This is a genomic window from Chromobacterium sp. ASV23, from assembly GCF_016428945.1.
Classification (GTDB): Bacteria; Pseudomonadota; Gammaproteobacteria; order Burkholderiales; family Chromobacteriaceae; genus Chromobacterium; species Chromobacterium sinusclupearum.
Window position 1 is genome coordinate 99,088 of the sequence record NZ_JAELTR010000003.1, and the last position, 26,442, is coordinate 125,529.

The 26,442-nt window shown below is 63.1% G+C and carries 25 protein-coding genes and 1 riboswitch; of the genes, 18 read left to right on the plus strand and 7 right to left on the minus strand.

What is annotated here, in order from left to right:
- Window positions 1-3: 3 nt before the first annotated feature.
- Window positions 4-1,446, minus strand: coding sequence for a DUF1800 family protein (locus tag JHD59_RS02545; protein ID WP_233163858.1), 1,443 nt, complete (start codon window positions 1,444-1,446; stop codon window positions 4-6).
- Between the two features lie 129 nt (window positions 1,447-1,575).
- Window positions 1,576-1,670, plus strand: a riboswitch (TPP riboswitch).
- A gap of 45 nt (window positions 1,671-1,715) precedes the next feature.
- On the opposite strand from JHD59_RS02545, the gene JHD59_RS02550 reads away from it, so the two are divergent.
- The 4 genes from JHD59_RS02550 to JHD59_RS02565 are packed head-to-tail and all read left to right on the plus strand — an operon-like array spanning window position 1,716 to window position 5,836.
- The gene (locus JHD59_RS02550; RefSeq protein ID WP_199153029.1) at window positions 1,716-2,732 is read left to right on the plus strand and encodes a thiamine ABC transporter substrate binding subunit; all 1,017 of its coding nucleotides are present in this window, start codon (window positions 1,716-1,718) and stop codon (window positions 2,730-2,732) included.
- Between the two features lie 56 nt (window positions 2,733-2,788).
- Window positions 2,789-3,340 carry a GNAT family N-acetyltransferase gene (locus JHD59_RS02555; RefSeq protein WP_199153030.1) on the plus strand — a complete coding sequence of 184 codons (552 nt, stop codon included), beginning with the start codon at window positions 2,789-2,791 and terminating at the stop codon, window positions 3,338-3,340.
- The gene (locus JHD59_RS02560) at window positions 3,337-4,902 is read left to right on the plus strand and encodes an iron ABC transporter permease (protein ID WP_199153031.1); all 1,566 of its coding nucleotides are present in this window, start codon (window positions 3,337-3,339) and stop codon (window positions 4,900-4,902) included. Before JHD59_RS02555 ends, JHD59_RS02560 begins: the two co-directional genes overlap by 4 nt.
- Window positions 4,877-5,836 carry an ABC transporter ATP-binding protein gene (locus tag JHD59_RS02565; RefSeq protein ID WP_199153032.1) on the plus strand — a complete coding sequence of 320 codons (960 nt, stop codon included), beginning with the start codon at window positions 4,877-4,879 and terminating at the stop codon, window positions 5,834-5,836. The genes JHD59_RS02560 and JHD59_RS02565 overlap by 26 nt, the downstream gene beginning before the upstream one ends.
- A gap of 36 nt (window positions 5,837-5,872) precedes the next feature.
- Here the strand turns inward: JHD59_RS02565 and JHD59_RS02570 are convergent, their stop codons facing one another.
- The 3 genes from JHD59_RS02570 to JHD59_RS02580 form a co-directional block, all read right to left on the minus strand.
- Window positions 5,873-6,418, minus strand: coding sequence for a kinase inhibitor (locus tag JHD59_RS02570; protein WP_199153033.1), 546 nt, complete (start codon window positions 6,416-6,418; stop codon window positions 5,873-5,875).
- Between the two features lie 57 nt (window positions 6,419-6,475).
- Window positions 6,476-6,973, minus strand: coding sequence for a GNAT family N-acetyltransferase (locus JHD59_RS02575; RefSeq protein ID WP_199153034.1), 498 nt, complete (start codon window positions 6,971-6,973; stop codon window positions 6,476-6,478).
- A gap of 87 nt (window positions 6,974-7,060) precedes the next feature.
- Window positions 7,061-7,930, minus strand: a complete 870-nt coding sequence (locus JHD59_RS02580; protein ID WP_103321962.1) for a serine hydrolase — start codon at window positions 7,928-7,930, stop codon at window positions 7,061-7,063.
- A gap of 278 nt (window positions 7,931-8,208) precedes the next feature.
- Between JHD59_RS02580 and uvrB the strand changes: the two genes are divergently transcribed.
- Window positions 8,209-10,221, plus strand: coding sequence for an excinuclease ABC subunit UvrB (gene uvrB / locus JHD59_RS02585; RefSeq protein ID WP_103321961.1), 2,013 nt, complete (start codon window positions 8,209-8,211; stop codon window positions 10,219-10,221).
- 52 nt (window positions 10,222-10,273) lie between these two features.
- Here uvrB and JHD59_RS02590 read toward each other — a convergent pair whose 3' ends face one another.
- Window positions 10,274-11,836: a hypothetical protein gene (locus JHD59_RS02590; protein ID WP_199153035.1), complete on the minus strand. Its 1,563-nt coding sequence runs from the start codon at window positions 11,834-11,836 to the stop codon at window positions 10,274-10,276.
- A gap of 226 nt (window positions 11,837-12,062) precedes the next feature.
- Here JHD59_RS02590 and bla point away from each other — a divergent pair, with 226 nt between their 5' ends.
- Window positions 12,063-12,824 (plus strand): subclass B2 metallo-beta-lactamase, encoded by a 762-nt coding sequence (gene bla / locus JHD59_RS02595; protein ID WP_233163859.1) that lies wholly within the window; start codon window positions 12,063-12,065, stop codon window positions 12,822-12,824.
- Between the two features lie 33 nt (window positions 12,825-12,857).
- On the opposite strand, the gene JHD59_RS02600 is transcribed toward bla, so the two are convergent.
- On the minus strand, window positions 12,858-13,841 hold the full coding sequence (locus JHD59_RS02600; RefSeq protein WP_199153036.1) for a bile acid:sodium symporter family protein: 984 nt from the start codon (window positions 13,839-13,841) through the stop codon (window positions 12,858-12,860).
- Between the two features lie 96 nt (window positions 13,842-13,937).
- On the opposite strand from JHD59_RS02600, the gene JHD59_RS02605 reads away from it, so the two are divergent.
- Entirely contained in the window at window positions 13,938-14,867 is a 930-nt protein-coding gene (locus JHD59_RS02605; RefSeq protein WP_199153037.1) for a LysR family transcriptional regulator, read from the plus strand.
- Between the two features lie 9 nt (window positions 14,868-14,876).
- On the opposite strand, the gene JHD59_RS02610 is transcribed toward JHD59_RS02605, so the two are convergent.
- Window positions 14,877-15,794 carry a transporter gene (locus JHD59_RS02610; RefSeq protein ID WP_199153038.1) on the minus strand — a complete coding sequence of 306 codons (918 nt, stop codon included), beginning with the start codon at window positions 15,792-15,794 and terminating at the stop codon, window positions 14,877-14,879.
- A 474-nt stretch (window positions 15,795-16,268) separates the two neighbouring features.
- On the opposite strand from JHD59_RS02610, the gene JHD59_RS02615 reads away from it, so the two are divergent.
- The 11 genes from JHD59_RS02615 to JHD59_RS02665 all read left to right on the plus strand — a co-directional run bounded on the left by JHD59_RS02615 (window position 16,269) and on the right by JHD59_RS02665 (window position 26,438).
- On the plus strand, window positions 16,269-16,742 hold the full coding sequence (locus tag JHD59_RS02615) for a low molecular weight protein-tyrosine-phosphatase (protein WP_199153039.1): 474 nt from the start codon (window positions 16,269-16,271) through the stop codon (window positions 16,740-16,742).
- Window positions 16,743-16,861: 119 nt separating this feature from the next.
- Window positions 16,862-17,557 (plus strand): chemotaxis protein CheB, encoded by a 696-nt coding sequence (locus JHD59_RS02620; protein WP_103321995.1) that lies wholly within the window; start codon window positions 16,862-16,864, stop codon window positions 17,555-17,557.
- A gap of 18 nt (window positions 17,558-17,575) precedes the next feature.
- Window positions 17,576-18,952: a sigma-54 dependent transcriptional regulator gene (locus tag JHD59_RS02625; RefSeq protein WP_199153040.1), complete on the plus strand. Its 1,377-nt coding sequence runs from the start codon at window positions 17,576-17,578 to the stop codon at window positions 18,950-18,952.
- Window positions 18,953-18,954: 2 nt separating this feature from the next.
- Window positions 18,955-19,275 (plus strand): flagellar hook-basal body complex protein FliE, encoded by a 321-nt coding sequence (gene fliE / locus JHD59_RS02630; protein ID WP_103321954.1) that lies wholly within the window; start codon window positions 18,955-18,957, stop codon window positions 19,273-19,275.
- Window positions 19,276-19,442: 167 nt separating this feature from the next.
- On the plus strand, window positions 19,443-21,062 hold the full coding sequence (gene fliF / locus JHD59_RS02635) for a flagellar basal-body MS-ring/collar protein FliF (RefSeq protein ID WP_233163866.1): 1,620 nt from the start codon (window positions 19,443-19,445) through the stop codon (window positions 21,060-21,062).
- The gene (gene fliG, locus JHD59_RS02640) at window positions 21,055-22,053 is read left to right on the plus strand and encodes a flagellar motor switch protein FliG (protein WP_199153042.1); all 999 of its coding nucleotides are present in this window, start codon (window positions 21,055-21,057) and stop codon (window positions 22,051-22,053) included. The genes fliF and fliG overlap by 8 nt, the downstream gene beginning before the upstream one ends.
- Window positions 22,034-22,906: a FliH/SctL family protein gene (locus tag JHD59_RS02645; protein ID WP_199153043.1), complete on the plus strand. Its 873-nt coding sequence runs from the start codon at window positions 22,034-22,036 to the stop codon at window positions 22,904-22,906. Before fliG ends, JHD59_RS02645 begins: the two co-directional genes overlap by 20 nt.
- Window positions 22,887-24,281: a flagellar protein export ATPase FliI gene (gene fliI, locus JHD59_RS02650; protein ID WP_103321950.1), complete on the plus strand. Its 1,395-nt coding sequence runs from the start codon at window positions 22,887-22,889 to the stop codon at window positions 24,279-24,281. Before JHD59_RS02645 ends, fliI begins: the two co-directional genes overlap by 20 nt.
- Window positions 24,282-24,290: 9 nt before the next feature.
- Window positions 24,291-24,743 (plus strand): flagellar export protein FliJ, encoded by a 453-nt coding sequence (gene fliJ, locus JHD59_RS02655; protein WP_103321949.1) that lies wholly within the window; start codon window positions 24,291-24,293, stop codon window positions 24,741-24,743.
- A 54-nt stretch (window positions 24,744-24,797) separates the two neighbouring features.
- Window positions 24,798-25,808, plus strand: coding sequence for a flagellar hook-length control protein FliK (locus JHD59_RS02660; RefSeq protein ID WP_199153044.1), 1,011 nt, complete (start codon window positions 24,798-24,800; stop codon window positions 25,806-25,808).
- Window positions 25,809-25,916: 108 nt separating this feature from the next.
- Window positions 25,917-26,438, plus strand: a complete 522-nt coding sequence (locus JHD59_RS02665; protein WP_043628505.1) for a flagellar basal body-associated FliL family protein — start codon at window positions 25,917-25,919, stop codon at window positions 26,436-26,438.
- Window positions 26,439-26,442: the final 4 nt, after the last annotated feature.

Consider the following 26,442-nt stretch of genomic DNA (forward strand, 5'->3'; position numbering starts at 1 on the left):
TCCTCATTCCACCTGGTAGGACGGGTCCATCAGCAACTGGGCGATGGCCTTGGCGCCGCTTTCTCCCTGCGGCAAGGGATTGGCCGGCGGCACCGCCAGCAGCATCCGCGCCGCGTCGGACGCGCTCTTCACGTCATAGATGGCAGCCCATTCGTCCGGCTGCAGCTTCATCGACGCCACGCCCTTGGCGACGAAGCGGTTGATTCGCGCCTCGCGGCCCGCCATCTCGTTCATGCTGCCGTCCGCTTGGGCGAAGGCGTCGCGCGCCGGGGCGGCGTCGTGGGTGATGCGGTCCAGAAACTGCTTGCGTGTCAGCAGGGTGGCGCTGTTGATCCAGGCTTCGCCGCCGGGCCAGCCTTTGACATTGGGCGGCGCGAACACGTCCTGCCCCAGTTGGCGGTTCAGCCCGGCGATCACGCGCCAATCCGGCGGCATCAGGTCAAACGTCACCAGCGTGCCGACCGTCAGTTCCACCGGCGATTTCACCAGTTGGCCCTGGCTGCGCCAGAACTGCGGCGTCAGCAGCAGCGCGCGCATCAAGGGCTTTAACTGATAATGATTGCGGCGGAAGTCGGCCGCCAGCTTGTTGACCGCAGCGGCGTCCGGCGTGGGCGATACAAAATTGCGCCACAGCTTGTTGGTGATGAATACCGAGGTTTGCGGCTGCTGCAGCAACAGATCGACCACGTCGTCGCCGTCGAAATTGCCGCGCTGGCCGAAGATGAGCTTGTCGCCGGTGTCGCGCAACCGCGGGCGGACGATGAATTGGTCGTCATGGTCCAGGCCCCAGCCGGTGAAGGCGCGCGCCGCTTCGCGGATATCCTGTTCCGTGTAATGGCCCTCGCCCAGCGTGAACAGCTCCATCACTTCGCGCGCGAAGTTCTCGTTCGGCTGCTCCTTGCGGTTATTGGCGGTATCCAGATAACGCATCATCGCCGGATCGCGCGCCACCGCGTGCAAGAGCTGGCCGAAGTCGCCCAGCGCGTAGTGGCGCAGCAGCAGGTTCTGCTGGTACATCATTTGCGGCGAGCGCACCTTGTCCAGCGCCGACACGAAATGGTTGTGCCAGAACAGGGTCATTTTCTCGGTCAATGGCGACGGCGTGTCGCGCATTTCGGTCAGCCACCAGCTGCGCAGCTCCACCGCGTGCTGGTTGCGCTCCTGCTGCAGCGCTTTTTTCTGTTCTTCGGAGAGGCCGGGCTGGCCGGGGCGTTCGAACGGCTCATTGGCCCAGCCCGGCGGCGGCGTGACGGCCTGAGTGCGCGCGCCGGCCAGAATCTTGTCCACCGCCGCCTCGCGGCTCAGCGGCGCGAAAACGGCGATTTGCGCCGGATTGGCGCCGAAGCCGGTGCGCAGCAACAGGTGGCGCGCGCCGTCTACGCCGATGTCGGCCAGGGCGCACAAGGGCAGGCCGCACAGGACGGCGGCCAGCAGGATTCGTTTCATGGTTGTCTTCCCCCTTTTCGGGTGGATTCTTGAGCGAGCGATGTCAGCATAGTGGCTACTTTTCGCTGCGGTATTAAGCGAATGGGGCAGAGTGTTAAGTTGTTTGCCGTATTCTCCGTTATACTGTGGCCCTATCACCGGGGGTGCCCGCCATGCGGGCTGAGAGACACCCTGAGAACCTGATCTGGGTCATGCCAGCGGAGGGAGCGTGATGCGCGGGAAGTCTCCCGCATGCCCGCTTGCTCCGTCGTTTCTGTACGGAGAATTTCATGAAGTGGTTTCCCAAGCTTGTTGTCCTTGCCCTGAGCCTGTCCGGCCTTTCCGTCCAAGCCGCCGAGTTGCGCGTGCTGGCGCATAGCTCCTTCAGCGTGGACAAGCCGCTGCTGGCGGCCTTTGAAAAGCAGACCGGCGCCAAGGTGTCCATCATCAAGGCCGGCGATGCCGGCGAGATGGTCAACAAGCTGATTCTGACCAAGTCCGCGCCGATTGCCGATGTGGTGTTCGGCATCGACAACAGCCTGATCGGCAAGGCCGAGCAAGCCGGCGCGCTGGCGCCGCTGCCGGCCGATCTGGCTCGCGGCGGCAAGGTTAGCCTGCCGGGCGCAGCCGCCATCGACTACGGCTATGTCACCTTGAACTACGACAAGACCTGGTTCGCCAAGAACAAGCTGCCCTTGCCTAAGTCCCTGAACGACCTGACGTTGCCGGCCTACAAAAACCTGCTGGTGGTGGAAAATCCGGCCACGTCCAGTCCGGGCCTGGCTTTTCTGGCCGCCACCATCCACGCCTTGGGCGAAGACAAGGCGTTCGTGCTTTGGGGCAAGCTGCGCGACAACGGCCTGAAGGTCAGCAAGGGCTGGACCGAAGCGTATTACACCGACTTCTCCAAGAACGGCGGCGGCCGGCCCATCGTGGTCAGCTACGCCACCAGCCCGGCGGCCGAAGTGTTCTACAGCAAGGAAAAGCTGACGGATGCCCCGACCGGCAACCTGCTGTTGCCGGGCACGGTGTTCCGCCAAGTGGAAGGCGCGGCGCTGGTCAAGGGCGGCAAGGAGCCGAAGCTGGCGCAACAGTTCATCGCCTTCCTGCGCTCGGATGCGGTGCAAAAGGCCATCCCGACGCAAATGTGGATGTACCCGGCGATGGACAATATCGCGCTGGACCCGGTGTTCAAGCATGCCGAACAGCCCACCGCGCATGACACCCCCGACAGCGCCACGCTGGCCGCCAAGCAGCGCGGCTGGGTCAGCCGCTGGACGCGGGTGGTGTTGAAGTCTGGTAATTGATGCCTGAAGCGGCCGGTTTCTGCCATGATTCGATCATGACAATCTGGAGAAACAGGATGATCGCTGACATCATCAGTCCCCGCCTGATCATGCGCCACCTCGATGCGGACTTTTTGCAGACTTGCCTGTACGGCGACTCAAGCGCCGCAGCCGCGCAGCTGGGTTGCCCGCTCCCCGCCGACTGGCTGGCGGAGCGGCCGCTGATGGCGATGCGGCTGCAGGACATGGCGGAAGACCCGGCTTACGCGCCGTGGTCAGTGCGCGCGATGCTGCGTCGCGAAGACCTGGCCATGGTCGGCCACATCAATTTCCACACCATGCCCGGCCATCCGTACCTGAACGGCTATGGCGACGTGGAGCTGGGCTACGCGGTGTACCCGGCCTTCCGCCGCCAGGGTTATGCCCGCGAGGCGCTGCTGGCGATGGCCGGCTGGGCGGTGGAGCAGGGCGGCGTGGCGCGGCTGGTGTTGTCGATCGAGCCGGGCAATCTCCCGTCGCACGCCTTGGCGGCGCAACTGGGCTTCGCCAAGGTGGGCCAGGTGCGCGACGAAGACGGTTGCGAGGATGTATTGACGGCTGATTGGCCGTTGTCTGGAGTGCTTGTTTGAAGCGTTTCGATGTACCCAGGCAGGCGCTCGCCGGCCTGCCCCTGTTGTTTCTATTCCTGCTGGCGATTTTGCCGCTGCTTCGGCTGCTGGCCGAGGGTGGCCTGCAGTTCAGCCCCGGCCTGCTGAGCGATCCGTATCTGCGCTGGCGCCTGTTGTGGTCGCTGAGCCAGGCGGCCGCCAGCGCCTTGTTGTGCCTGCTGCTGGGCGCGCCGCTGGCCTGGCTGTTGGCGCGCTATCGTTTTGCCGGCCGCGGCCTGTTGCTGCGCCTGTTGATGCTGCCCTTTGTGATGCCGACGCTGGTGGCGGCGATGGGCGTGCTGGCGCTGTTCGGTCCGCAGGGACTGTTCGGCGTCAATCTGCAGGACACGCCGTGGCTGCTGTTGTACGGCAATCTGTTCTTCAATCTGCCGCTGGTGGTGCGCGCCGGCTGCGATGGCTTCTCCCAGGTGCCGGCCAGCCGGCTGGCCGCCGCGCGCACGCTGGGCGCCACGCCGTGGCGTGCGTTCTGGCGGGTGGAATGGCCGGCGGCCTTGCCCTGGCTGTTGTCCAGCCTGTGCCTGGTCTTCCTGTATTGCTTCTCCGGCTTTGGGCTGGCGCTGATCCTGGGCGGCCAGCGTTACGCCACGCTGGAAGTGGAAATCTATACTCTGGTGGCCTACGAGCTGAACCTGGCCGACGCCGGCGCGCTGGCTTTGCTGGTGTTGGCGGTGTGCGGCGGCATCGCCGCGCTGTACGCCTGGCTGGCGCGGAAGCTGGCGACGGCGGCCAAGGTCGAGCCGCTGCCGTTGAAGCCGGTATCCAAACTGAGGGAAAAGCTGGCGTTGTCTGCCGCGCTGGCGGCTTTGCTATTGTTTGCCGGCCTGCCGCTCCTGGCCGTGCTGTGGCGCGGACTGGCCGCCGCGTCCGGCTGGCTGGCGCTATGGGACGACGATGCCCGGCTGGCGCTGTGGAACAGCGTCCGCTTCACCGGCCTGACCGTGCTGGCCGCGGGCGCGCTGGGGCTGGCGCATGCCTGGGCTTGCGGCCGCAGCCTGCCGCTGCGCGCGCTGATTTTCCTGCCGTTTGTCATCTCGCCGGTATGCGTGGCCTTTGGCCTGTTGCTGCTGTATCCGCAATGGACCGCCGCGCTGGCTTTGCTGCTGGCGGCTTATGCCTTGCTGGCCTATCCCTTTGTGGCCAAGGCGCTGCTGACCGCGCTGGACGGCCAGCCGCCGCATTGGCGCGCAGCCGCGCGCAGCCTGGGCGCCAGTCCGTGGCGAGTGTTCCGCCGCGTGCAATGGCCGCTGTTGCAGCCGGCCTTGCGGCGCGGCTTGGCTTTTGCCGCCGCCACTGCGGTGGGCGAGTTCGCCGTCACGCTGTTTCTGTCGCGGCCGGAGTGGTTGACACTGACCACTCTGATCTACCAGTGGCTGGGGCGGCCGGGGCAGGCCAACGCAGACGCGGCGATGCAGCTGTCCTGCCTGTTGATGCTGCTGGCGGTCATCGCTTTCTGGATCATCGAAACCGCCGGCGGCGCCGGCCATTGGGAGAACAGCCGTGCTGACTCTGCGAAACCTGAATAAACGATTTGGCGCGCGCGTAGTGGCCGATGAGGTGTCGCTGACCGTCGCAGCCGGCGAAACCCTGGCCTTGCTGGGCCCGTCCGGCTGCGGCAAAAGCACCTTGCTGAAGATGATCGCCGGGCTGGAGCGGCCGGATAGCGGCGAGCTGCGCTTTGACGGCGTGGATCTGGCCGCCTTGCCGCCTGAGCGGCGCGGTTTTGCCCTGATGTTTCAAGATTTCGCCCTGTTTCCGCACCTGGATGCGCTGGGCAATGTGATGTTCGGCCTGATCGAGCAGGGCGTGGCGAAGCGCGAAGCCGCTTGCCAGGCGCAGGCCATGCTGTCGCGGGTGGGCTTGGCCGACCATGCCAAGCGCAAGGTGTGGACGCTGTCCGGCGGCGAGCAGCAGCGGGTGGCGCTGGCGCGGGCGCTGGCGACGCAGCCGCGGCTATTGTTGCTGGACGAACCGTTCTCCAGCCTGGACGCGGATCTGCGGCGGCAGCTGCAGCGCGAATTCCGCAGCCTGCTGCGTGAGGCAGGCGTGCCGGTGATCATCGTCACGCATGATCGCGACGAAGCCTTTGCGCTGGCGGATCGGGTGGCGGTGCTGAAGGATGGCCGGTTGCTGCAATGCGATACGCCTCAGCGCTTGCTGGCTGCGCCAAATCACGCTTGGTTGGCTCGTTTCATCGGCTACGAAAATGTGCTGGCCCATGCCGTGGTTCCGCCCCAGGCCATTCTATTAGGGACCGATCAGCCGCCGGCGCGCATCGTCGAGCTGACCTGGCTGCCGGACGGCGCGCGGGTCAAGGTGGCTGCCCAGGCGGGGGAGCTGGCGCTGAGCCTGTCCGCGCGCGAGGCCGCGCGTTGGCAGGACTCGCTTTTTGTCGGCGGCGAGATAGGCGTCGGCATAGACGAGGCGCGCCTGTTGCGATTGGACAATGCGGCGGCCTGATGGCGGCGGGGGCGCAAATGCCCCCGCGCGGTTGGATCAGCGGCCGTAAGTGGCGGTGATGCTTGCCTTGCCCAGCGCGTTGGCGTTCAGCATGAAGCCTACCAGCGCGCCGCTGGCGTTGGCATCCACCGGCAGCTTGTCCACCTTGAGCGCCCAGACGGTGAATTGGTAGCGGTGCGGCTTGTCGCCAACCGGCGGGCAGGCGCCGCCGAAGCGCGATTCGCCGAAGTCGGTGCGGCCCTGCACTGCGCCTTCCGGCAATGCGCCGCCCGTGCTGCCGGCGCCCTCTGCCAGCGCATGCGTGTTGGCGGGCAGATTCACCACGGTCCAGTGCCACCAGCCGCTGCCGGTGGGCGCGTCCGGGTCATAGGCCGTGATGGCGAAGCTCTTGGTCCCGGCCGGCGCGCCGCTCCACGACAGCTGCGGCGAGATGTTGCCGCCTTCGCAGCCGAAGCCCTTGTATACCTGGCGCAGGCTCAGCGGCTTGCCGTCGGCTATGCTGGCGCTGCTCAGTTTGAAACCATCGGCCTGGGCGGCCAGCGGCAGGGCGAGCAGGCTGGCGATCAGCAGGGTATGGCGCATATCGATTCTCCTGTGGGTGGCGGACAAGTCGGATCATAGGCGTGGGCACGCCCTTGATCAGGCAGTTATCGTTTCTTCGCCGTGAGCGAAGCGGCGCAAATCGTCTCCGGCCAGCCGGTAGCGTATCCATTCGGCCTGCGGCTTGGCGCCTATGGACTGGTAGAAGTCTATCGCCGGCTGGTTCCAGTCCAGCACGCTCCATTCGAAGCGTCCGCAATCGTGTTCGCAAGCCAATTGCGCCAGGTATTTCAATAGCGCTTTGCCTGCGCCTGCGCCGCGCATTTCCGGCGTGATGTACAGGTCTTCCAGATACAGTCCGTTCTTGCCCAGCCAAGTGGAATAGCTGAAGAAGTACACGGCGAAGCCGGCCAGTACGCCTTCAACATGACACATCAGCGCTTGGGCCTTGGCTTTAGGGCCGAACAGCGAGGCCTCGATGTCGGCGACGCTGGCCACCATTTCGCGCTCGGCGCGCTCGTAGATGGCCAGTTCGGTGATGAAACGATGGATGTCGGCCGAATCCTGCGGCCGGGCGGCGGTGATGCGGATGTTCAAGGCGGGCTCCCTAGTCAGTTGAGCAGTATGGCATGAAAAAAGCCGCGCACTCCATGCGGAATACGCGGCCCTGGTATGGCATTGTGTTTAACCAGCCAGCCAACTGCCCGGGTGGGCTTCCAGCCAGGTTTTGATGTTCTTGGCGTCGTGCACCCGCGCGGAGCTGGCGCCGGCATCGAGCAGCACGATGATCAGCGGCTGAGAACCGACGGTGGCCTGCAGCACCATGCAGCGGCCGGCTTCCTGGATGTAGCCGGTCTTTTGCACCGCGATGTCCCAGTCGCCTTCGCGCACCAGGGCATTGCTGTTCTTGTAGCGCAGCACGCGGTTGCGCGCCGAAACGATCTGGTGTTGCTCGGTGGTGGTGAATTCGCGGATCAGCGGGTAGTCGTCGGCGGCTTTGACCATCTTGGCCAGATCGGCGGCGGTGGAGGTGTTGCGCACATCAAGGCCGGTCGGATCGTGGAAGATGGTTTCGGTCATGCCCAGGCTGCGCGCCTTGCGGTTCATCCGCTCCACGAAGGCGGCGGTGCCGCCGGGGAAGGTGGTGCGCGCCAGCGTGGCGGCGGCGCGGTTTTCCGACGACATCAGCGCCAACAGCAGCATTTCCTTGCGGCTGAGCGTGGTGCCGACGGCCAGGCGCGAGGTGGTGTGCTTGACGCGGTCTATCTCCGCATTGGATACCGTCACCTGCTCGTCCAGCGGCGCCCCGGAATCGAGCAGCACCATCGCCGTCATCAGCTTGCTGATCGACGCGATCGGCATCCTTTGATGAGTGTTCTTTTCGTAAAGGGTTTCACCTGTGCTGCCGTTGATGACCAGCACCGAACGGGAATTGAGCCGGGGGGCGCTGTAGCCGGACATCTCGCTGGCTACCATCACGCCGTGCGGCGGAGCCGCCATTACCGGCATGGCCAGAGCCGCCGATACCAGCAGACTTGCGATTTTCTTGATCATGCGTCACTCCGCTTATGTGAGCTTATTTTGGAGGAAACAGGACGATATCCCGAGGGCATTGGTTGCCAAATGTCGCCAAGATGACGGCATCTTGCAAGCGGGCTGCCCGCAGGGTCCTGTCTGCATTTTAAACAATGTTGTCGCGCTGTGTAGGGCAAAAAAGCAATTCCGCAGTGTGTTCCGGCCGGGGCGTTGCCGGTCTTCTTCCGCAGGAGGTGTGAACCGCTCCGGACAAGCGTAAAATCATCGGCTTCGCCACCCGATCCGCCCCTCTTGCCATGCTGCTAACCTTTCCCGACAGTCCATTTCAACTGAACCAGCCGTTTGCGCCGGCCGGCGACCAGCCCGCCGCCATCGCCCAACTGGTGGAGGGGTTGTCCGACGGCCTGTCCTACCAGACCCTGCTGGGGGTGACCGGTTCCGGCAAGACCTACACCATGGCCAACGTCATCGCCCAGACCGGGCGGCCGGCCATCATCATGGCGCACAACAAGACGCTGGCGGCGCAGTTGTACAGCGAGATGCGCGAATTCTTCCCGCACAACGCGGTGGAGTATTTCGTCTCCTATTACGACTACTACCAGCCGGAAGCTTACGTTCCCAGCCGCGACCTGTTCATCGAGAAAGACTCCAGCATCAACGAGCACATCGAGCAGATGCGGCTGTCGGCCACCAAGTCGATATTGGAACGTCCCGACTGCATCATCGTGGCGACGGTGTCGGCGATTTACGGTATCGGCGATCCGTCCGACTACCATCAGATGATCCTGCATCTGAAGGAAGGCGAGACCACGCCGCAGCGCGAGATGATCAGCCGGCTCACCACCATGCAGTACAGCCGCAACGATATCGACTTCGGCCGCGGCACCTTCCGCGTGCGCGGAGACGTGATCGACATCTATCCGGCGGAAAGCAGTGACACCGCCCTGCGCGTCAGCCTGTTCGACGACGAGGTGGAAACGCTGACGCTGTTCGATCCCTTGACCGGCGTCACCAAGCAGCGCGTCGGCCGCTTCACGGTGTTTCCGTCCAGCCACTACGTGACGCCGCGCGACACCGTGCTGCGCGCCTGCGAGCAGATCAAGGAGGAGCTGCGCCACCGCATCGAGTGGTACCAGAAAGAGGGCAAGCTGGTGGAGGCGCAGCGCATCGAGCAGCGCACCCGCTTCGACCTGGAAATGCTGTATGAGATGGGTTTCTGCAAGGGCATCGAAAACTATTCGCGCCATTTCTCCGGCCGCGGCCCCGGCGATCCGCCGCCGACGCTGATCGACTACCTGCCCAAGAACGCGCTGATGTTCATCGACGAGAGCCACGTCACCGTGCCGCAGGTGGGGGCGATGTACAAGGGCGACGCGGCGCGCAAGGCCAATCTGGTGGAATATGGCTTCCGCCTGCCCTCGGCCGCAGACAACCGGCCGCTGAAGTTCCATGAGTTCGAGCAGTTGATGCCGCAGACCATCTTCGTCTCCGCCACGCCGGCGGTTTACGAGAAGGAGCATGCCGGCCAAGTGGTGGAGCAGGTGGTGCGGCCGACCGGCCTGGTGGACCCGGAAATCGAGATCCGTCCGGTGGCGACGCAAGTGGATGATCTGCTGTCCGAAATCCGCTTGCGCATGGAGCGGGGCGAACGCGTGCTGGTCACCACGCTGACCAAGCGCATGGCCGAGCAATTGGCCGATTACTACACCGAGCACGGCATCAAGGTGCGCTATCTGCACAGCGACATCGACACCGTCGAACGGGTGGAAATCATCCGCGACCTGCGGCTCGGCATGTTCGACGTGCTGATCGGCATCAACCTGCTGCGGGAAGGCCTGGACATCCCGGAGGTCAGCCTGGTGGCCATCCTGGACGCTGACAAGGAGGGCTTCCTGCGCAGCGAGCGCAGCCTGATCCAGACCATAGGCCGCGCCGCGCGCAATCTGCACGGCAGGGCATTGCTGTACGCGGATCGCATCACCGACTCCATGAAGCGGGCGATGGACGAGACCGAGCGCCGCCGCGCCAAGCAGATGGCGTTCAACGCCGAGCACGGCATCACGCCCAAGGGGGTGGAGAAGAGGGTGAAGGACATCATCGATGGCGTTTACAGCGTCGAGGCCGAGCGCAAGAAGCTGGTGGACGAGGCCAAGGTGGCGATGATGGACGAGAAGACGCTGGCCAAGGAGATCAAGCGCCTGGAGAAGGACATGCTGGAGGCGGCGCGCAACCTGGAGTTCGAAAAGGCCGCGCGCATCCGCGACGAATTGAAGGAATTGAAGGAAAAAGCCTGGCTCAGCGATCTGTAAGCGCCTGGATGCCGCAACCGATGCCCCGCGCCGAAATGACGCGGGGTATTTTTTAAGTCGTTTCCAGCAATTCCTGCGGCAGGGTGGCCAGCTCCGCGCGGAAGAAACTGCGCTCATTGCGGCGCAGCTCGGGCAGCAAGGCCAGCAGCCGCGCGGCGTTGCCGCAGGCTGCGCGGCTCAGTCCCTGTTCCTGCGCCTGGAACCATAGCGTTTCCAGCAACAGATTCGCCAGTTGCAGCGGCGCCAGCGGCAGCCGGCCCTGATCATGCTCTTCCAGCGTCAATTCCGCCAAGGCCGACCAGTTGCCATAACCCTTGGCCGGCGAGAATGGACAAGGACTGAGCTTCAGCGCCTTGCCTAACTGGGACGGCGGAAAGGGGCGGTTGGACTGGAAAGCCGCCAGCGAGGGATGGATGTCGCCAGCGCAGTTTCCGCGGGCGACGCGCAGCAGAAAAATGGTGTTCCAGGCCGAGCCATTGCCGCCGCCAAAACGGTCGCAAATCCATTCCGACAAGCCCAGCCAGCGTATCGCTTGGCGCTGCATCGCCTCCGCCGGCAGCGCGCGCTCGCCGTCGATCAGCCGCTGCCGCCAGAACAGCCACAGGCACCAGCCGATATTGGCCGCCACATGTTGGGCGGAGTCTATCGAGTCGGCTTCGTAGGCGGCCTCCAACGCGCCGGCCAAGGCTTGCAGCGCGGCCTGCGCCCGCTGGGGCTGATTGTCGCTTAGCGCCGCCTGCTTGTGCAGCAGCGCGCTCAGGTTCAGGCATTCGAAACGGACCCGCGGGTTGTAGCGGAACACCGGCTGCAGCTCGGGAGAGGCATGCAGCTGGGCCAGGCTGGCTTCTGCCGCCGCGGTCTCGCCGCGCGCATAGCCGTCCCAGGCCTCGGCGATGCGCGCCATCGCGGCGAAGGTGGGTTGGGCATTGGCGAAACGGCTTCCCGCCAGGGCGCGGCCCAGCCGTTTCAGCGCCACCCGGCTATCGTCCATTTGCGCGCTGCGGCGCCAGGCCAGGCTCTCCTTCATCAAGGCCAGCGCCTGCTGGAAATCGTTGTGCGCGCATGCGCTGGCGGCATGAAAGGCGGCGGCGGTCTGGCGTCCCGACTGCCGGCCCTGGCCATCGCGCTCGTCCCGGATCGCCTGCGTTAGCCGGCTCCAGTAATCAAGATCCTGCATCAGCTCGGCCAGCGGGTCGTCCGCGCCGGCTGTCAAGGCGGCGTGCAATCCCAGAAACTGCTCCAGCGCCTCGCGTCCGGCCGCTTGCCCTTGCAGCGTGAAGCGCAGCCGTTGCAGCGTGCTTGCCGGCAGCCAGAACGGGCCGCGGCTGCGCCCGGCAGGATTCAGCAGCGCCACAGCCACGCGTCCCGGCGGCCCCCAGCCCACTTCCACCCCCCAGCGGGCAAAGTCGGCGAAGGCGCGCGATACCAGCATGCGCAATCCGCGCGTGGCCGGAAAACGCTGCCGCAAGGCGGCGGCCGGCAGCGGACCATCTTCATGGACGCTGGCGTAATACAAGCGGACCAGCAGCCATAGCGACTGGAAACGGGCCGGGGCGCCGGCGGCGTGATATGGCGAACTGAGCTCGAAACAAAAATCGGCGGCGGGCGGGATCATCGCGGTTTGTGGTTACGGAAGTTACGGTTGGCGGCGTTTACCAAGCAGAACGCCGCCCCTAGAATTTTTGTCACGGACATTCGGCGGTTTTTCTTTTTAAAACAATTTATTGCCGGCATGGCAGCGCCGGTATTCGCCATTTGAACGTCTAGCAGGCGGCAAGTTCTCGCGCAGATAAGCTTCGGGACGATTTGCGGCTTAATTATCAACACTGATGGATGATGGAATGCACAAAATATTCAAGATGGGCGGTCGCCTGGCGGCATGGGCCCTGGCTTTGGTCTGGGCGGCGACGGCTGGCGCCGCGGATGGAAAGATGGCGTTGAAGCCGGTGCGCGGCAGCGTTTATGTGGCGGAAGACAGCTACTACACGCGGGAGAATTCGGTGGTGTATATCGGCAGCGCGCACGTGACCGTGGTGGGGGCGACCTGGACGCCGGATACCGCGCGCGAACTGGCGGAACAGATCCGCCGCGTGACCGATAAGCCGATCACCGAGGTGATCAACACCAACTACCATACCGATCGCGCCGGCGGCAACGCCTACTGGAAGAGCATAGGTGCGCGCATCGTGTCCACCCGGCTGACGGCGGACGAGATGCGCGCCGGCTGGGACGAGGTGGTCGCCTTCACCCGCCAGGGTTTTCCCGACTATCCGGCCTTGCCGCTGGTGTTGCCGGATCAAGTGTTTCCAGGCGACTTCTCCTTGCAAAACGACCGGGTGCGCGCCTTCTATCTGGGGCCGGCCCATACCAAGGACGGCATCTTCGTCTATTTTCCGCGGGAGAAAGTGCTTTATGGCAACTGCATCCTCAAGCCGGAGCTGGGCAATATGCGCTATGCCGACTTGGCGGAATACCCCAAAACGCTGGAAAAGCTCAAGGCACTCCATCTGGATGTCGACACCGTCATCGCCGGCCACCAGGATGCCGAGCACGGTCCGGAGCTGATCGACCGCTATCTGGCGCTGCTGCACGCGGCGCAATGAAAAATCCCCGCGCAGGCGGGGAGGGCGCGATGGCTAGGCGCGGGTTCCGGTCCGCGCTGAATGCATCTGTCGGCTGCGGTAACGCTGGGCCAGCATCGCGCACACCATCAGCTGAATCTGGTGGAACAGCATCAGCGGCAGCACGATGGCCCCGATGGCATGGCCGGCGAACAGCACCTTGGCCATCGGCACGCCGCTGGCCAGGCTTTTCTTGGAACCGCAGAACAGGATGGTGATCCGGTCTTCGCGGTTGAAGCCCAGCTTGCGGCCGGCCAGCGTGGTGATCGCCAGCAGCAGCCCCAGCAACACGCCATTGACCACCAGCAGCCCCGCCAGCGCGGCCGGCGGCGTTTGCCGCCACAGGCCGCTGATCACCGCGGCGCTGAAAGCGGTGTACACCACCATCAGAATCGATCCCTGGTCCACATACTTCAGCACCGCCTTGTGCTGGTCCACCCAGCCCCCGATCCAGCGGCGGGCAATCTGGCCGGCCACAAACGGCAGCAGCAGCTGGTAGACGATGTCCAGCGCCGACCCCATGTTTTGACCGGCGCCGCCGTGATCGACGATCAGCCAGCCCACCAGCAGCGGGGTGAGGAAGATGCCCAGCAGATTGGACGCGGTGGCGCTGCAGATGGCCGCCGGCACATTGCCCTGCGCCATCGAGGTGAAGGCGATGGACGATTGCACGGTGGACGGCAGCATGCACAGATACAGCACGCCCAGATACAGCTCCGGCGTCACCAGCGGGGTCAGCACCGGCTTGAGCAGCATGCCCAGCAAGGGAAACAGGGCGAAGGTGCAGGCCAGCACCGTCAAGTGCAGACGCCAGTGTCCGGCGCCGGCCAGCACCGCGTCCCGCGACAGCTTGGCGCCGTGCAGAAAGAACAGCAGGCCGATGGCCAGGTTGGTGACGAGGTTGAAAATCTGCGCAGCCTCGCCGGAGCAGGGCAGCAGACTGGCCAGCGCGACGGTGGAGATCAGCGCCAGCGTGAAAGAATCCAGCAGTTTGGGCATGTCGGTCCCGCAGGGTGTAACAGCAATGTCACTATTGAAACGCAGCTCAATTCAGAATACAAATGCATTTATATGATCAATTAATGATTTTAATTTATGAATTTCACCTTGCGACAATTGCGCGTGTTCCGGACAGTCGCCGAGCAAGGCGGTTTCAGCCGCGCCGGCGATGAACTGGGTTTGACCCAGCCTGCGGTCAGCCGCGCGGTCAGGGAGTTGGAAGAGACGCTGGCCCTGCGCCTGCTGGACCGCACCACGCGCGAAGTGGTGCTGACCGATGCCGGACGCCGCTTGCTGCCCAAGCTGGCGCGCGCGCTGGACGCGCTGGACGAGGTGCTGGATTCAGCGCGCAAGGAGGGCGGGCAGGCCATGGGCACGGTCCATGTGGCCAGCAGTCCCACGCTGTCCGCCAGCCTGATGCCTGCCATCATCGCCGCCAGCCGCCAGCGCTATCCGCAGTTGAGCCTGCATCTGCAAGACCAGGTGCAGCGCCTCAATGTGGAAGCGGTAAAGAGCGGCGCGGTGGATTTTGGCTTGGTGGTGGAGCCGGAGCCATCGGACGAGCTGGAACAGGAAGTGATTCTGCAGGACGACTTCTGGCTGGTGTGCCGCCCCGATCATCCTTTGGCCGCGCAAGCCGCCGCGACGTGGCGCCAACTCGATGGCGAAACGCTGGTGTTGCTGGATGGCAGCTCCGGCAGCCGGCCTTTAATCGATCAACTGTTGCAGCGGCATGGGATCAATTGCCCGGTGGCGCAGCAGCTGGGGCACTCAAACTCAGTTTTCCGCATGGTGGCGGCCGGTATCGGCGTCAGCGTGTCGCCAGGTCTGGCCATGCCGTTTCCAGCCGGTTGCGATCTGCTGGCGCGGCCGCTGCTGCCGCGAGAGAGTCGCCGCATCGTGCTGATTCGCCGCCGAAACCGCACGCTGTCGCCGGCGGCGGAAAGCCTGTGGCGGCTGGTGCTGGAGATGCGCGCCGAATTGCAGCGGCTGGCGCGCCAGGCGAGCGGCGATAGCGCCGGCTGAAGAGGCCGCTTACTGGAACGGAAAACTTAAACGCAGATTGAAGAAGTTGCCGCCAACATCGTTGCGGGTTTGCAGGCCGAAATTATAGATCGCCATCAGTTTCAGCTTGCCGAACTGATAGCCGAGCAGCGGGCCGATGCCGTAATTGCTGGCGCGGCAGCCGCCTGCGTGTCCGCAAGCTGCGGCGCCGCTGCCGGAGTCATCTCCCAGCTGGTTTTCCTGATAGCCGCCCAGGCCCAGTGTCCAGTTGCCTATGGTCCTGGCCGCGGTGTAGTCGATGGCCAATTGCTGGCCCGACTGATAATGGGTATCCGGATTGCGGAAGTTGTAGGCATAGGTGGCATCCATGCTCAGGTTCCATCCTGCGTGCAGCCAACTCAAGGCTACTCCGGGTTGCAGCGTCCAGAAACCATTGGCGGCCCCAAGATAGGTGCCGCTCGGCAGCCGGCCTGGCGAGGAACTGCCATTGGGCAGATAGACCGCCAGGCTGGTTTTGAGATGCAGATTGTTGGGCAGCGTCCAAGACAATTGTCCGGGTACCAGTATGGTATTGAAGCTGCCCCAGCCGCCATTGGCGGGGATGCCGTTTCCGCTTAGCGTGGTGTAGTCGACAGGCTGGGCGATGGCGACGGCGTAGTCGGCGCCGAACACCTTGAGTCCGGTGGACCATAACACCTCCGGCAATTCGATGAGCGCCCGCACTCGTAGGCCGGTCTTGTTGCCGTTGTTGTCGTACTTGTCCACCCAGGTCCAGTAATTATTGAGTACGCCGTAAACGCCTTTGGGCGGCAGGACGCCAGCCGCTAGCCCTTCGTTGACGCCGCGCAGGTGTGGGTCCCACAGCTCCTGCGCATGGATGGCTGTGATGGGCAGTATCGCCGCTAGGGCAAGAACGGCGGCTTGCATTCTGGTTTGCGGTAGTTTCATTTTAAACACCTCCGACCGGTTATGCGTTGCCGCGGGCCAAGTAAGCGGCTGTAAATATGATATTCAGGTATTTGCTGCTGAATTATAGATGCATAATTCAAAATGATTTTATTTGTTAAAATTGGAATGGCGTGATGAAGGGGTGATGATGGACACCATTGATATTCGGAGTTGAAATTTTTTGCGATGTGGTTTGATATTCTTCAGGACTCAGCGTCCTGTTGTCATGCAAGTAATTAATGAGTTTTTAAGGTGCCGGAAAATGGCTTAAGCCCAAGGCGAATCGGCGTTATGGCCGGATGTATTGCTGCTTAAGACCCGCTAACAAAACCCCTGATCCTGCGTTGCGCCTCCTTGCCGTACTATTTGTACTGTCTGCGTCGGCGCGCCTTGGCTCAGGTTCTCTAACGAGGTTTTGTCAGCGGCTCTAAGTGGGATTGGCCTTTGGATTTCATGGATATGATTTTGTTTTAAATGGAAAAATTATCAATTTTGTTCGTCTGCCATGGCAATATCTGCCGCTCGCCTACGGCGGAGGGTGTCATGCGGGCCAAACTGGCGCAGGCTGGCCTGTTGGACAGGGTGCGGATAGACTCCGCCGGCACACATGGCTATCACGTGGGTGAGCCGCCGGATGAACGCAGCGCGCGGGCGGCGGCGCGCCGGGGGTACGACTTGTCTGCTCTGCGTGCGCGGCAGGTAGGCGACGCCGACTTTGCCGACTTTGACCTGATCCTGGCGGCCGACAAGCGCAATCTGGCGGACTTGCGTCGCCAATGTCCGGCCCACCTCCAGGATCGGTTGCATTTGATATTGGAACCGCTGGGCGAAGAGCGCGAGGTGCCGGATCCGTATTATGGCGGCAGCCAGGGATTCGAAGCCGTGTTGGACCTGCTGGAGGCGGCTTGCGATGGCTGGCTGCGTCAACTGGCTCGGCGCGCCGATTGAATAGGACGAAGGGCTGACTGTGGCCGTCAACTGCTGCTAAGCTGACGGAAATACCTTTTCTCTTTAATAAGCCCGTGGCGGCGCTTCGCCGCAGGCGGACCATGTCGCAAGGTAAAATCATGGCCCTGACTTCGCGCGAGCGAGCGAACAAGACGCCGTTGGAGATCGTTCCCAGCCATAGCGCGGACGTGATCCTGCCGCGTCAGCCCACCAAGACGCCGCTGGCGAGCCAGACCATCGTCGTCATTGGTTCGTCCACCGGGGGCACCGAAGCCTTGCGCACCCTGTTGACCGCCTTGCCTGCCAATATGCCGCCGATTCTGGTGGCTCAGCATATGCCGGAAATGTTCACCCAGTCGTTTGCGCAGCGTCTGGATTCATTGTGCCGCTTGCGGGTGAAGGAGGCGGAAGACAATGAGCGCCTGCAGGCGGGGACGGTTTACATCGCCCCGGGGCATTCCCATCTGCTGATCAAGAACGCGCCGACAATAGGTTACAGCACCTCGCTGAACAATGGCCCGGCCGTCAATCGGCACCGGCCCTCGGTGGACGTGTTGTTTCGCTCTGCCGCCAATCTGGTGGGCAAACACGCCATAGGCATCATCCTGACCGGCATGGGGCGCGATGGCGCCAACGGCATGTTGGAGATGAAACAGGCCGGAGCCTGGAATATCGCGCAAGACGAGGCCAGTTGCGTGGTGTTTGGCATGCCGAAGGAGGCCATCGCGCTGGGCGCCGCGCATGAGGTGATGGCGCTGTCCGGCATCGCCCAGCGACTCACGGTGCTGGTGCATCAGCGCCAGCCGACGATATAGATAAACACATTGGATTCCATGAAGTATTTACCGATTTTAGTGGTCGAAGACGATGCCGACCTGCGCGAAGCCATCATCGACACCTTGATGCTGTCCGGATACCCGACCCTGGAAGCCGCGGATGGCGGCCAGGCCTTGCAGCGGCTGAAGCAGGAACCGGTAGGCTTGATCATTTCGGATGCCCAGATGGCGCCGATGGACGGCTATGCCCTGTTTGAAGAGGTGAAGAAGCATTACCCCGGCGTGCCCTTTATTCTGATGACGGCCTATGGCGTGATTGAGCGGGCCATCGAACTATTGCGAGCCGGCGCCAGCCACTATCTACTGAAGCCATTCGAGCCGCAGAGCCTGCTGGCGGAGGTGGAGAAGCATCTGCTGGCCATGCCTGGCAACGAAGGCGGCGACGTGGTGGCGGAGTCCGCAGCCATGCGCCAGCTGTTCGCCTTGGCGGGACGGGTGGCGCAAAGCGACGCCAGCGTGATGATCAGCGGTCCCAGCGGCACCGGCAAGGAAGTATTGGCGCGTTATATTCATCGCTACTCTCGGCGCGCATCCGGCCCATTTGTCGCCGTCAACTGCGCGGCGATCCCGGACAACCTGCTGGAGTCCACATTGTTCGGCCACGAGCGCGGGGCCTTTACCGGCGCGGCGCAGGCCTTGCCCGGCAAGTTCGAGCAGGCGCAGGGCGGCACCATTCTGCTGGACGAAGTCACCGAGATGCCGCTATCGCTGCAAGCCAAGCTGCTGCGGGTGCTGCAGGAGCGGGAGGTGGAGCGCATTGGCAGCACCCGCACCATCAAGCTGGACATCCGGGTGTTGGCGACGTCCAACCGCGACTTGCAGGCTGAGGTGGAGGCTGGGCGCTTCCGTGAGGACCTGTATTTTCGCTTGAATGTTTTTCCCTTGCGCATACCGGCGCTGGCCGAGCGTCCGGACGATATCCTGCCTTTGGCACGATTCCTGCTTAAAAGACATGCAGAGGCCGCAGGACGGACATCTCTGGTGTTTTCCAGGGATGCGGAACGTCATTTGACGGCCTATAGTTGGGAGGGTAACATCCGCGAACTGGATAATGTCGTGCAGCGGGCGGTAATACTTGCCGCCGGGGCGGAAATTATTGCCGCCGATTTGTTGCTGGGCGATATTACGGGCGTGGGGCAGATTACCCGGACGGCGTCCGATTTGGACGGTTCGGTGTCGGATGAAACCGACATGAAAACCCTTGAAAAACGCCATATTCTGGAAACATTGGGAGCTGTCGGCGGCGTGAAGAAGCTGGCGGCGGAAAAACTGGGCATCAGCGAGCGCACTTTGCGCTATAAATTGCAGCGTTACCGTGATGAGGATTCCGCTGCGGCTGGCCAGGATGTTCCGGAGGGAAATGGCACGGAGTAGCCATGTCAAACAATATCGACCAGTTGCTGGGCGAACTGAAAAGCGCCGCGGCGTTAGCTGGGGGCAAGCAGCCGCAGGCCGCGCAGCAGACGCCGCAAGTCGACTTTTCCGACGTGCTTAAGTCGACGATAGACCAAGTGAATTCGGCGCAGCAGACTTCGGAGGAAATGCAGAAGCAGTTTCAGCTGGGCGACAACAAGGAAGTCAATCTGCAGGACGTGATGATGTCGTTGCAGAAAGCCAGCCTGTCGTTCCAGACCATGGTTCAGGCGCGCAATAAACTAGTCAGCGCCTATCAGGAAATCATGAATACCCAAGTCTAACGCTGTCGGATCCACAGATTGGGCGGCGGTGGACCTCAACCTAATACCACCGTATGGCTGATCTGGCAGAAGAAAACGCAACTCCTGTTTGGCGCGCTCGTTTGAATGAAGCGGGAGACCGCTTCAAGGCCTTGCCAAGCAATAAAAAAATCCTGTTTCTGACGGCGCTGGCGGCCATTTTCGCCGTCGTCGTCGGCGCTGTCGTTCTCAATCGCACCCCCTCTTACAAGGTTTTGTTTTCCAATCTGGCTGATCGCGATGGCGGCCAGATTACGGCTGCGCTGCAGCAAATGAACATTCCGTATCAGTTGGGCGAGGGCGGCGCGATCTCTGTTCCTGCGGACAAGGTCTACGACGTCAGGCTGAGACTGGCGGCGCAGGGCTTGCCCAAGGCCAGCGGCGTCGGCTTCGAGTTGATGGACAACCAGAAGTTCGGCATCAGCCAGTTCGCCGAGCAGGTCAACTATCAGCGTTCGATCGAAGGCGAGCTGGCGCGCACCATCGAGGCGATTTCCTCGGTGCAGAGCGCCCGCGTGCACATCGCTACGCCCAAACAGAGCGTATTCGTGCGGGAGCAGCAGCCGCCCACCGCCTCCGTGATGCTGGAGTTGTATCCGGGGCGCATGTTGGATGCAGGCCAGGTGGCCGGCATTCTGCACTTGGTGTCCAGCTCGGTGCCCAATCTGACCTTGAAGAACGTCACCATCGTCGATCAAGACGGCAATCTGTTGTCCAAGCAGCAGGGCGCGGATGAAAACTCCGGGCTGGATCAGCGCCAGCTGGGATTCGTGCGCCAGATCGAGGAAGGCTACGTCAAGCGCATCGAAGACATCCTGGAGCCGATATTCGGCAAGGGCAACGCGCGCGCCCAGGTGACGGCCAATGTCGATTTTTCCGAGATCGAGCAGACGTCCGAGACCTACCGTCCCAACTCCAGCCCCAACCCGTCGGCCACGCGCAGCCAGCAGATCAGCGAAAAGCTGGTCAATGGCTCCGCCCTGCCCAGCGGCGTGCCGGGCGCCTTGTCCAATCAGCCCCCATCTGCGGCGTCGGCGCCCATCACGCTGCCGCCGGGCGCCGCGCCGGGCACGGCCAATCTATCCGGCCAGAGCGTCAGCGCCAGCGGCACTTTGCAGCGCGACATCACCACCAATTACGAAGTGGACAAAACCATCCAGCACACCAAGGTGCCGACTGGCGTGGTCAAGCGGCTGTCCGCCGCGGTGGTGGTGAACTACCGGCGCATGCCGGACAAGAACGGCGAAATGAAGCCGACGCCGTTGACGGCGCAGGAAGTGCAGCAGATCAACAATCTGGTCAAAGAGGCGATGGGCTACAACGCCAGCCGCGGCGATACGCTGAATGTCGCCAACGCCGCCTTCGCCGACAATGCCCAGCCGGTTACCGTGCAGGAGCGGGTGGTCGATTATGTCACCGGCAACGGCACCAGCCTGATCAAGTATGGCTTGCTGGCGATAGCGCTGTTGTATCTGCTGTTTGGCGTGGTGCGTCCCATCATGCGCGATCTGGTCAAGCCGCCGCCGGCGCCGGGCGAAGCCGAGGGCGCTGCAGGTGCCAAAGGCGGCCGCTTGCTGGGCGTGGCGGGAGAAGAGGGCGAAGAAGGCGAGATGGCTGCCGGCATGGCTGGCAGCGGCGCGCCGGAAGATCCGCGCGAAGCGCAGCGGCGCCAGTACAGCACCAATCTGGAAGCGGTGCGCGAGATCGTGAAGTCCGATCCGCGCATGGCGGCTCAGATCATCAAGGAATGGATCAGCTCCGATGAGTGATAACGGCATTCGCAAAAGCGCCATCCTGCTGTTCAGCCTGGGACAGGCCGAGGCGATCGAGGTATTCAAGTACCTGGGGCCGAAAGAGGTGCAGAAGATTTCATTGGCCATGGCGGCGATCAACAACCTCAGCTATGAGCAGATCGACGACGTGGTGGAGCAGTTCCGGCAGGAGTGCCAGGCCCGCGCCAGCATCGGCGCTTCCGACGAATACCTGCGCAATGTGCTGGTGGAGGCGCTGGGGCCGGACAAGGCGGCCAACCTGCTGGACAAGATCATGCAGGGCAACGATCACAGCGGCATCGAAAGCCTGAAATGGATGGACCCGTCCTCCGCCGCCGATTTGATCCGCCATGAACACCCGCAGATCATCGCCACGATTCTGGTGCATCTGGAGCCGGACTTGTCCAGCTCCATCCTGTCATTCTTCCCGGAGCGCATGCGCAACGAGGTGCTGATCCGCACCGCCACCCTGGAAGGGGTGCAGCCGCAGGCGCTGCGCGAGCTGAACGACGTGCTTACCCAGCTGTTGTCCGGTTCGGACCGCATCAAGAAGAGCGCGTCCGGCGGCGTGGGGCTCACAGCCGAAATCCTCAATTTCATGGGCGGCAATGTCGAGGCCTCCGCCCTTGGCTATATCCGCGAATACGATCCGGAGCTGGCGCAACGGATTCAGGACAAGATGTTCGTGTTCGAAAACCTGCTCGATGTCGACGATCGCTCGATCCAGACCATTCTGCGCGAGGTGCAGTCTGATTCGCTGGTGATCGCCTTGAAGGGCACCAGCAACGAGCTGAAGGAAAAGATCTTCCGTAATATGTCGCAGCGCGCGGCGGAAATGTTGCGCGACGACCTGGAGTCCAAGGGGCCGGTCAAGCTGTCCGAAGTCGAGGCCGAGCAGAAGGAAATCCTCAAGGTGGTGCGCAAGCTCGCCGACGACGGCCAGATCGTGCTAGGCAGCAAGGGCGGTGATGAAGGCCTCGTCGAATAATCCCATCATTCCCGGCGAAGAGCTGGAAAGCTGGAGCAGTTGGAGTCCGGCCTCGCTGGATGGGTTTACCCAGGCGCTGTCTCCCGCCCAGCTGGTGGCGATGGCGCAGATGCGCAAGCCCGGGCCCAGCCTGGCGGAGCGGATCGCGGCCAGCGAGGCCGAGTCTGCGGCGCCAGTGCCGCTGGCCGAGGCCGAGGCCATGGCCGAGCAGGCTGAAATGGCCGAGGACGCGGCGCCGGAAGACGAGCCGGCCTTGAGCTACCCGACCGCGGCCGAGCTGGAAGCCATTCATCAGGAAGCCTGGCAGACCGGGCATGATGCGGGGCTGGAGGCGGGCCGCGCCGAGGGTTTCGAGCAGGGTATGGAAGCCGGGCGCGAGCAGGGCGCGGCCGAGGCGCGGGCCGAGCTGCAGCCCAGGCTGGATGAGGCCTGGCAGTCTCTGCAGTCGATGGCGGGCAGTTTTTCCGCGGAGCTGGCGCGCGTCGAGCAAGAACTGGCCCAGGACGTGTTGCGATTGGCCTGGCAACTGGCGCAGAAGTTGATGCAGCAGCAGTTGCTGCAGGACAAGCAGGCTTTGCTGCCCTTATTGCAATCGGCCCTGGCGGACTTGCCGTCCACGCTTGCCACGGCCCGCTTGCGCGTCAATCCGGCCGATGTGCAAGTGGCGCGCGAATTCTTGCAGCAGGAAACGCCGGAGACGGCTTGGCAGTGGATAGAAGATCCGGCGATCACGCGCGGCGGATGCGTCATCGATACCGCGTCGGCGCGCTTGGACATGAGCGTCGAAACCCGCCTGGCCGCCTTGAGCCGGGCCTTAGGGCTGGAGGCGGGGGATGAGCAGCGGTCTGCTTGAGCGGCAACGCGCCTGGCTGGACGCCTGCGGCGAGGCTGCGGCCTCGGCCTCGTTGTGGCAGCCTTGCGGCAGGCTGGTGCGCGTCACCGGCATGGTGATGGAGGCGGTGGGCATCAAGCTGCCGGTGGGCAGTGCCTGCCGGGTGATGCTGGCCGACGATCAGGCGGTCGAGGCCGAGGTGGTTGGCTTTGCCGGCGACAAAGTGTTTCTGATGCCTTTGACCAATGTTCACGGCTTGCTGCCCGGCACGCCGGTGTTGCCATTGGCTTCGCATGCGCCGCCGATGTACGGGCATGCTCGCGGTGCCGCGCGCGCCGATCTCTCCGTCGGCCGCCAGGTGCCGGTCGGCCTCAGCCTGCTGGGCCGCGTGCTGGATTCTCTGGGGCGGCCGCTGGATGGCTTGGGCCCCATCCATCCCGATGCCTGGTACCCCCTTTACAGCCAACCGATCAACCCGCTGGACCGCACCCCGGTGCATGATGTGCTGGATGTCGGCGTGCGCGCCATCAACGGCCTGTTGACCGTCGGGCGGGGCCAGCGTTTGGGCTTGTTCGCCGGCTCGGGGGTCGGCAAATCGGTTCTCCTGGGCATGATGGCCCGCTTTACCAAGGCCGACGTGGTGGTGGTGGGCCTGATCGGCGAACGGGGCCGCGAGGTGAAGGACTTCATCGACAACATCCTGGGCGACGAAGGGCGCGCGCGCTCGGTGGTGGTTGCGGCGCCGGCCGACATGCCGCCCTTGATGCGGCTGCATGGCGCGGCCTACGCCACGGCGCTGGCGGAATATTTCCGCGCCCAGGGCCTGGACGTGTTGCTGCTGATGGATTCGGTCACCCGTTATGCGATGGCGCAGCGCGAGATCGCCCTGGCCATTGGCGAGCCGCCGGTGACCAAGGGCTATCCGCCGTCCGTTTTCGCCCGCTTGCCGCAATTGATCGAGCGCGCCGGCAATGGCGAGGAAGGCGGCGGTTCGATCACCGGCTTCTATACCGTGTTGTCCGAGGGCGACGATCAGCAGGATCCGATCGCCGACTCGGCGCGCGCCATCCTCGATGGCCACTTCGTGTTGTCGCGCGATCTGGCCGAGGCGGGGCATTACCCCGCCATCGACATCGAGCAATCGATCAGCCGGGTGATGGTCGACATCGTGCCGCAACAGCAAATGGACATGGCGCGCCACTTCAAGCAATTGTATTCGCGCTATCGGCGCAATCGCGATCTGATCAGCGTGGGCGCCTATGTCGCCGGCTCCGATCCGGTTCTGGACGATGCGATGCGGCGCCATTTGCCCATGGTGGGTTTCCTGACCCAGCCTATGCATGAATCGCACGACTACGCCTCCTGCTGCGAGCAATTGGCGAGCGTGCTGGTCTGAGGTTGATCCATGGCGGAAAGCAAGTATCTGCTGCTGGTTAGGCTGGCCGACGAAAGGCAGCAGTCGGCGGCGGAACGGATGAGCCTGGCGCAGAACAGCCTCAATCAAGCTCACATGCGGCTGACGCAGTTGGACGATTTTCGCAATGAATATCGCCAGCGGCTGGTGACGGGCGGCAGCAAGGGCATGTCGGTGATCCAGTATCAGGACTTCCATCGATTCCTGTCCCGGCTGGATGAAGCCATGATCCAGCAGCGGCAGGATGTGGATCGCTGCACCCAGCGCTTCATGCTGGAGCGGCAAGCTTGGCAGCACGAATACAAAAAATTCAAGGCCTATGAAAAGCTGCTGCAGCGTGAGCGCGAGCGCGAGGCGCAACTGGAGGCCAAGCGCGAACAAAGGCGCACCGACGAGTTTGCTACTCGGCAATTCTGGGATAAGACGCACGGCGAGGATGCCTGATCTGGCACGCTCCTTGCTTTGAACGGGTGGCTAATACCCAGTCGAGGCTTGATCATGACCATCATCGTCACTACGCCAGTTGCCAATGCCAGCGGCGCGTCCGGCCCCAGCGGCTCTTCCGCCGCCGCAGGAGGGGCCGCCGAAGGAGCGGCCGGAAATCTGTTCGCCAGCCTGCTTGGCGTGCAGATGAGCGCGATCGGCAGCCTGTTGCCGGGGCTGGGTGATGGCGGCACCGGAGCGGGCAAGCCTGATGATGACAAGCCCAATGCCTCGCCCGGAGACGCCTCTGCGCAAGCCGCGCTGGCCATGCCTTTGCTGGCGGCGCTGCAGTTGCAACAGGCGCCAGTGACGCCCGCGCAGCAGCCGACTCAACAGACACAAGACAAGGCGCCGGTGCAGGACTTGTTGGCGCAACCGTCCGCCACTCATTTGCCGATACAGGATCTGCAGGCTCAGCAAGCGACTCCCAAGGTAGATCCCACGTTGCTGCTGCCCGTCGGCAAGCAGGGGTTCAACTGGCAGAGCAGCCAGCAAAAATTGCCGGACCCGGATCAGACCGCCGCGCAATTCTTGCCGCTGCAGCAATTGCAGCAGCCGCAGCAGAGCAATCAAGCGCAGGCGGCGGCCAGCGCCAATATGCCGCAGCTGACCTTGCCGCAGACGCTGAACGATCCCAATTGGGGCAAAGCGCTGGGGGAGCAAGTGCTGAGCATGGTCAGCCTGAAAATGGACAAGGCGCAGATTCAGTTGAACCCGCCGCAGATGGGGCCGATTGAGATCACCTTGAAGATGAACGGCACGGATCAGGCGCAAGTTTTGTTCACCGCGGCGGTGCCCGCTACCCGCGAAGCTTTGGAAAACAATATGCACCGCCTCAGTTCCATGCTGTCTTCAAGCGGCATCCAACTGACCGACTCTCAGGTTTCCAGCGGCAATTCCGGCCAGCAGCAACAGGCATTCCAGCAGAAGCGCGGCCGCCAGGATGCGGGCCTCCCCGAGGTGGATGGCGTGGACGCTCTGGCCTCGATCAAGGCCGCGCGCGGCATACTCAGTATATTTGCCTGATCGTATTTGATTACGACACTGTTCATCCGCCCGAGAAAACTGGAAAATATGGGGGGGAAATCGTTTAAGATTTCACTAGGCACTCCATAAAAGAACAGGTCATAACATATGTCGGACGAAAAAAAGGCGGATAAGGCGGAAAAAAAGGCAGGAGGCGGCGGCAACAAGCTGATGCTGATCGTCATTGTGCTGCTGATTCTGCTATTGGTCGCGGTGGGCGGGCTGGCCGCGTATATGTTCACCAGCATGGGCAAGCCGCAAGCTGGGGCGCAGACTGAGCAGGTCAAGGAAAAACCGAAGAAAAAACACGAAGGTCCGCCGATTTTCGAAAAACTTGACACTTTCGTGGTCAATCTGGCCGGCAATGACGGTAGCCTGTTGCAGGTTGACATGCAGGCGGAGCTGGGGGACGAAGAGGCCAAGAAGAAATTCACCGATTATGCGCCCAAGATCCGCAGCGCGGTCATTTTGCTCTTGTCGTCCAAAACCGCCGCTGAGGTCAGTACCGCCGACGGCAAGGTCAAGCTCAAGGCGCAGGTCAAGCAGATCATCAACGAGGCGATGGACGCGGGCGAGGATCCCGTTGTCGATAGCGTCCTCTTCACTTCCTTCATCATTCAGAAGCAGTAAGCGC

Excerpts from the sequence above, each read along its gene's own strand:
- JHD59_RS02545 (WP_233163858.1), bottom strand. The coding sequence starts at position 1,446 with ATGAAACGAATCCTGCTGGCCGCCGTCCTGTGCGGCCTGCCCTTGTGC.
- JHD59_RS02550 (WP_199153029.1), top strand. The coding sequence starts at position 1,716 with ATGAAGTGGTTTCCCAAGCTTGTTGTCCTTGCCCTGAGCCTGTCCGGC.
- JHD59_RS02555 (WP_199153030.1), top strand. The coding sequence starts at position 2,789 with ATGATCGCTGACATCATCAGTCCCCGCCTGATCATGCGCCACCTCGAT.
- JHD59_RS02570 (WP_199153033.1), bottom strand. The coding sequence starts at position 6,418 with ATGCGCCATACCCTGCTGATCGCCAGCCTGCTCGCCCTGCCGCTGGCC.
- JHD59_RS02580 (WP_103321962.1), bottom strand. The coding sequence starts at position 7,930 with ATGATCAAGAAAATCGCAAGTCTGCTGGTATCGGCGGCTCTGGCCATG.
- uvrB (WP_103321961.1), top strand. The coding sequence starts at position 8,209 with ATGCTGCTAACCTTTCCCGACAGTCCATTTCAACTGAACCAGCCGTTT.
- JHD59_RS02590 (WP_199153035.1), bottom strand. The coding sequence starts at position 11,836 with ATGATCCCGCCCGCCGCCGATTTTTGTTTCGAGCTCAGTTCGCCATAT.
- bla (WP_233163859.1), top strand. The coding sequence starts at position 12,063 with ATGCACAAAATATTCAAGATGGGCGGTCGCCTGGCGGCATGGGCCCTG.
- JHD59_RS02600 (WP_199153036.1), bottom strand. The coding sequence starts at position 13,841 with ATGCCCAAACTGCTGGATTCTTTCACGCTGGCGCTGATCTCCACCGTC.
- JHD59_RS02605 (WP_199153037.1), top strand. The coding sequence starts at position 13,938 with ATGAATTTCACCTTGCGACAATTGCGCGTGTTCCGGACAGTCGCCGAG.
- JHD59_RS02610 (WP_199153038.1), bottom strand. The coding sequence starts at position 15,794 with ATGAAACTACCGCAAACCAGAATGCAAGCCGCCGTTCTTGCCCTAGCG.
- JHD59_RS02615 (WP_199153039.1), top strand. The coding sequence starts at position 16,269 with ATGGAAAAATTATCAATTTTGTTCGTCTGCCATGGCAATATCTGCCGC.
- JHD59_RS02620 (WP_103321995.1), top strand. The coding sequence starts at position 16,862 with ATGGCCCTGACTTCGCGCGAGCGAGCGAACAAGACGCCGTTGGAGATC.
- JHD59_RS02625 (WP_199153040.1), top strand. The coding sequence starts at position 17,576 with ATGAAGTATTTACCGATTTTAGTGGTCGAAGACGATGCCGACCTGCGC.
- fliE (WP_103321954.1), top strand. The coding sequence starts at position 18,955 with ATGTCAAACAATATCGACCAGTTGCTGGGCGAACTGAAAAGCGCCGCG.
- fliG (WP_199153042.1), top strand. The coding sequence starts at position 21,055 with ATGAGTGATAACGGCATTCGCAAAAGCGCCATCCTGCTGTTCAGCCTG.
- JHD59_RS02645 (WP_199153043.1), top strand. The coding sequence starts at position 22,034 with ATGAAGGCCTCGTCGAATAATCCCATCATTCCCGGCGAAGAGCTGGAA.
- fliI (WP_103321950.1), top strand. The coding sequence starts at position 22,887 with ATGAGCAGCGGTCTGCTTGAGCGGCAACGCGCCTGGCTGGACGCCTGC.
- fliJ (WP_103321949.1), top strand. The coding sequence starts at position 24,291 with ATGGCGGAAAGCAAGTATCTGCTGCTGGTTAGGCTGGCCGACGAAAGG.
- JHD59_RS02660 (WP_199153044.1), top strand. The coding sequence starts at position 24,798 with ATGACCATCATCGTCACTACGCCAGTTGCCAATGCCAGCGGCGCGTCC.
- JHD59_RS02665 (WP_043628505.1), top strand. The coding sequence starts at position 25,917 with ATGTCGGACGAAAAAAAGGCGGATAAGGCGGAAAAAAAGGCAGGAGGC.